The sequence below is a fragment of the Candidatus Chordibacter forsetii genome (genome assembly GCF_964187505.1).
In the GTDB taxonomy this organism is placed as follows: domain Bacteria; phylum Verrucomicrobiota; class Verrucomicrobiia; order Opitutales; family Seribacteraceae; genus Chordibacter; species Chordibacter forsetii.
Genome location: NZ_CAXLML010000174.1, coordinates 1 through 5,278 on the forward strand (window position 1 = coordinate 1; position 5,278 = coordinate 5,278).

3 protein-coding genes are annotated in these 5,278 nt (G+C 42.3%); 1 reads left to right on the plus strand and 2 read right to left on the minus strand.

The features are described from left to right. Both ACKPQ4_RS07340 and ACKPQ4_RS07345 read right to left on the minus strand, forming a co-directional pair. Window positions 1-390, minus strand: a 390-nt coding sequence (locus ACKPQ4_RS07340) for a sodium:solute symporter family transporter (protein ID WP_407680537.1), incomplete at its 3' end; no start/stop codon positions are given. Next, window positions 390-659 carry a DUF4212 domain-containing protein gene (locus ACKPQ4_RS07345; RefSeq protein WP_407680538.1) on the minus strand — a complete coding sequence of 90 codons (270 nt, stop codon included), beginning with the start codon at window positions 657-659 and terminating at the stop codon, window positions 390-392. The genes ACKPQ4_RS07345 and ACKPQ4_RS07340, both read right to left, overlap by 1 nt. 191 nt (window positions 660-850) lie before the next feature. Here ACKPQ4_RS07345 and ACKPQ4_RS07350 point away from each other — a divergent pair. Further along, window positions 851-5,278: hypothetical protein (locus ACKPQ4_RS07350; RefSeq protein ID WP_407680539.1), on the plus strand; the 4,428-nt coding region annotated here is incomplete at its 3' end.

Consider the following 5,278-nt stretch of genomic DNA (forward strand, 5'->3'; position numbering starts at 1 on the left):
AGTCATGCAAATAAAAATTGCACAAATAACGGCTACCAACCTGGCACCATTGGAATAAAATCGATCCCCAATAAAATCGGGCACCGTGGCTTTACCAAACTTACGAAGATATGGAACCATCAGGGTGGTGAGCAGAACGAAACCACCTGTCCAACCCATGAGGAATTTGGAGGCCCCATAACCTGCGGCAGCAATACCGCCAGCCATGGAAATAAAGGTTGCGGCCGACATCCAGTCGGCGGCGGTAGCCATGCCGTTGGCGAAAGGGGAAACGCCTCCGCCCGCTGTGTAGTATTCCTTGGTTGATCCTGCCCGGGACCATATCGCAATCCCGATATATACCCCAAAAGTGATTCCAATAAAGATGAAGTTCCATGTTGTCTGGTCCATCAGTTTTCCTCCTCCCCGAAACCGTGCTTTTCATCCAGTTTGTTCATCAAGAAAGAATAAGCGACTAGTAAAATGACAAAGCAAATGATGGAACCCTGTTGAGCCATCCAAAATCCGAGAGGTGCACCTCCAATTGAGAATTGATCTAAATAATCTTTGAAGAGAATACCGCACCCAAAGGACACGAGAAACCAGATGCTTAACAATTTTCCTACGAGCTTTAGGCTGTCACTCCAATAGGAATCTGCGGGAGAGGATTGGGCTGTCATGATGTTGAGAATGGAACGAAAATTAGAATGGTGGCAAGAAAGATAAATTTGAAGAACAATAATTGAAGTAAAAACGATATTTTAAGTTCAAAAGTCAGATTATGAAAATATGAATCGAATTATTTGTAATTACTTCTGATAATAATTACTTTGCTAACTTAAATAGACATAGACTATAAGTTAGTGATTCGGTGAAGTTTATTTTATCTATTAAAAATGGGTTCCGTTTTTCGCCCAGTCTTATCCTTAAAAAGATAGGTCTTGGATTTGTGGGCATAAGTATTTTTTCGCCTATTCTTTTTGCTGTAAATTGGCCGGCATCTCCCGCCTCGCCAATACCTGGAAATACGGGGATAAGTGCCGTTGAGTACGAAATTCAAATCGGGGCAACAGTTACGACAAAAAATAGTGCAAGATTGATTTCTGTTTTTGATCCATGGACCAAGCCTTTACCTACCGAACCATCGTGGTTGAAATCCTGGAGTCCCGCTACGTTTGGACCTGCAAAAGGTACTGTTTATCATGAGTATAAAAATAATTTAAACTATTTTTACTATCGGGCTTATCCCTATGCAGGGGGAAAAGATCAATTTATCTGGCCCGGAGTAATTAGGGAGGGTAATGCTTTTATTGACCATAATTTTACCTTTGAATTGGAAATTGCCGACCCTCCTGATGTCCCCGTCATCCGAGCTTTGGAAATTGACGGAGATTCTAGCATCAGCCTGAGGACTGACCAAACTACCACCATTAATTTTCCTGAGAACTCTCTAAAAATTGCTGACTTCATCCTTTTTGATTCTGATCCTACGAACGATTGGGGTAACCCCCTAAATGAGGGTTCCAAACCCACATTGTTTCTGGAATCTGATAATTTCTCACTCGTTGCAACAGGAATAGAGAATGAAGAAACTAACTCAGAGGAAAATGGTTGGTACTTTTCCTATGAGTTGAGGTGGAAGACAGTTCCGTTAAACTTTGAATCTCTGGGACCTGAAAGCTTTGCCTTGCAAATTTCGGCAACTGATACAATTCCAGTTCACAATGCTACTTACAATTTAAACTTAGTCTTGCAGAATGTTGCGGAAGAACCACGTGGAGTGTTTGTTCGTAAGTTTCCCGCTGAAGAAAATCGTGTTTCGAAAACGGCGGACGGGTCCGATGGACCTCACGAGTTTAGGTCTTCTTTAACTGAAAATCCTACGAGTTTGGAATTCGATTTCAAGGTCGAGGCTGAGCGTTTCTACAATGAAGGATCGAATGCCTTTGAAGAGGGCAACTATTCTCTTTCACACAGCCTCAACCTGCTCAAGCAAACTTCCGGTGGGGTTTATGTCTCTCACCCTCAAAAGAATGAGAGGCTCCCACCCTCAAGTGCCTATCAACTGGTTTACTATCAAACCTACGACTCTGGAACGGATACCACCCATGCAACTCCTTTGCTAATCGAAGCTGGGACGGTATGGGAAAGCGGAGATGAGGGAAGACTGAAAATTGAAGTTTTAGAGCCCGATCTTTTTACTTTTGAAAATGATTGGCTAGAGTTTTCAATTTCAGCAACAGACGAAAGTAACAAGGCGGAGGGTCTGTTTATGATCGTGCGGATAGAAATTGAGAATGATTTTGATGATGAAATCTCTTTCAACCTACCACTCGAATTGCCGATACCTTTTTTAGAAAATAACAATTCCTCAGTTTTTGATTATAATCCCTCTGATGCCGACTCTCATCCTTTATCTGGCTACAGGTTGGATAATAATGAGTCGGATATTCCCGGTGCGCAAATTTTCTACCGTACTACTGGTCCGGACGCTAACTTATTTGAAATCGACGAGAATGGATCCGTGTTTTTTAGTACCGCTCCCAACTTTGAACGCCCCCAAAGCGCGGATGGGGATAACCTTTACGACCTTAATATTCAAATCCATGACCAGGCAGACTTTGCCACAGCCGCTGATCCCGTTTCCCTTCTTATTCTTGTAAAAGATGCCAACGATCCCCCTGTTCGCATCAATTCGAATGCTCCCATTTCCTACAATATTACAACATTTGAGGGACAACCGTGGAGTTTGGATAGCCGGAGGGAATTAATTGATTTGGCTATTTTTGATGAAGACGGTGATGTGATTCTTTGGCAGTCCGAACTCTCTCCCGACCCCAAGGGCATGGTTTCATTAGCCAATGGAAGAGCAGAGGATGGAGCACCTCAAACTTTTGTTTACACTCCCGATGAATTACGATTTGGAGAGGACCGTTTTACTCTAGGTTATTCCGATGGTGATTCTCCCTATGTGGATATTAATTTTTCTATGTTTATCCAAAATGACAAAGATTTGCCATCTGTTGGTTACACCAAATTTGATGGTGAGCCTGCTTATTTTGAAATACACGGCGGGAATTTTGGCTATTACCAACAAAGTGTGACAGCTGGACAGACTGAATTTTTAGTGAAATTTGATGAAAATTCTAAACCCAGATTTTCCATCCCTTTTTCCGATCTTTTAGATGAACAAAATATCACTTCCCGAGTACTTTCAGGGTCAGATGCCTCCAAATTTTCTATCTCTGAGATTTATCAACGGGAGGAAGATGGAACTCCATTGGTTTACTGGGTGGACCTTAATTTTACCGAATCTTTTGAGCCTGATTTTGAAAGTCCTGAAGAAGATGGGAACTATACAATCAAATTAACCGCTTTTGATGAAGAAGGGAGTTTTGAAGAGTTTTATTTTACCTTTGAAACTTTAGATGTGGATGAGCCCGCTTATTTAGACCCCAGTGATCGTTTTGAAATTCTCCATCCTGAAGAAATTGAATTGGCTATCTCTGGACTTCGAGCCGTTGACCCAGAAGGGGTGGACAAAAATTATACTTGGCGATTTGCTGGTCTTGAAAACGCCCAAGATACAGCCGGCTACTTTAAATTTCGTGATGCAGAGGGAAACTTTGGGCTCACGGGTGAAGGGTTCCTTGCTGGCAACCAAGTTGATTTATTATTTGCAAAAATCCCAAGTTTTGAAAACCCGGCAGAGCGTGAACTCAATGCATCTATTCAAGTTTCCGATCGGGATTTTAATTCCAAAGTCTTTGTCTACACCTTTAAATTATTTGATGAAGACGATCCTCCGAGAATTAAGGAGAGTTATATCGGGGTAGAAGAATTGGAGACAAATGTCTTTTCTTTTCCCGTAGCCTTAGAAATGCCTGAAAATGTTACTGGTAACCAAGGTCCTTTTACAACTGAACCCATTACTTACCCAGAGGAAGCGGGTGGGGGTATTCAACATGGCGGTCCCTTTGATTTATCAAATTATTTTGGCAAACTGGATGAAGATAACCAAACATTAAGGTATTCTTTGGTTTTACCAAGAGAAGGATACCCAGTTCCAAGTTTCCAAAACCGAATGGAAGTAACGGGAACCCAGTTGTACTTTAAAGCAAGTTCCCCTCCTGATTATGAAAGTTCTTCTGAGCGTTCGGGGCAGGTAATGGTTGGGGTAACCGATGGACTCTCTCGAATTTATGTTCTTTTTGATATTGTCATAACACCTCAAAACGATGCTCCCGAACTCCTCCAAGGTTCTGAAATCTCTTTTTTGGGTTACGAAGATACTCCCTTGTCCAAAACGCTAAGCGGTTTTTTTCATGATGTGGACAACCCCATTCGTCAACTCAGCTTCGATCACGGTCCTATTTTACGTTTTGGCGAGGAGGAAGCAGGTGCATCCTTGGAATTCATCGTAGAGGAAGATAAATTCATATTTACATCGCCGCTGGATCAATCAGGCACCTATGAGGTGGAGGTATACTTCTACGATGAACCTGACAATAACAACACTGTAAAGTTCAGGTTCGATATAGAGGACATCTCTGACAAGCCTGAGATTTTACTTTCCGAAGGATTCTTTGAAATCAATGCGGTAAACAAGGACGCCTTTTTTGTGGAACAGAGTGAGGATGTGGATGAACGGTATCTTCGTTTGTTACACCTGGAGGGAGAGGTGCAAATTGCCGAACTTTTTGTTTCCGATTCCAAGGATCGTCCTCCTGCTAGTTCTTTTACCTGGAACTTAGTAGGTGGGGAGGGAATGTTCCGGATTGACGACTTTTCTGATTCGTGCCGGCTCTTTTGGGATTTGAGTCGCGACGTTAACAACGGTCTACCAGATTACGAATCGATGGGTGGTCAGAATTTTGAATTTTTCGTTACTGTACAAGAAAATGTTGCACCCAATTTTATCCAGCAACTTAAGGTTGTGATCAGCGTGGAGGAAGTTCCCAATAAAAGGCCTGTATTTGTCCCTTCGGATCCCCGCCTTTATGTCCTGGATAGTTTTCCAGAAGAGGGAGAAACGGAAGTCCTCACTATTTCTGCGACAGATCCAGACAATGAACCGGGCTCGCCGGAAACAATTATTTTAAAGTCCATGCTTTCCGAATTGGATTATCAACAGTTTGTTTTTGATGAGGTTTCAGGGAAGCTTAGTTTTGTAAGTCCTAGAGATTTCGAAAGCCCAAAGGATCTTGGGTTGGATAATCGATACCAGGCACTTATTCGCATAACCGAATTTAACGATGAAGCAAAATTCAATGAGATGCTCGTAGAAGTGCAGGTCGTT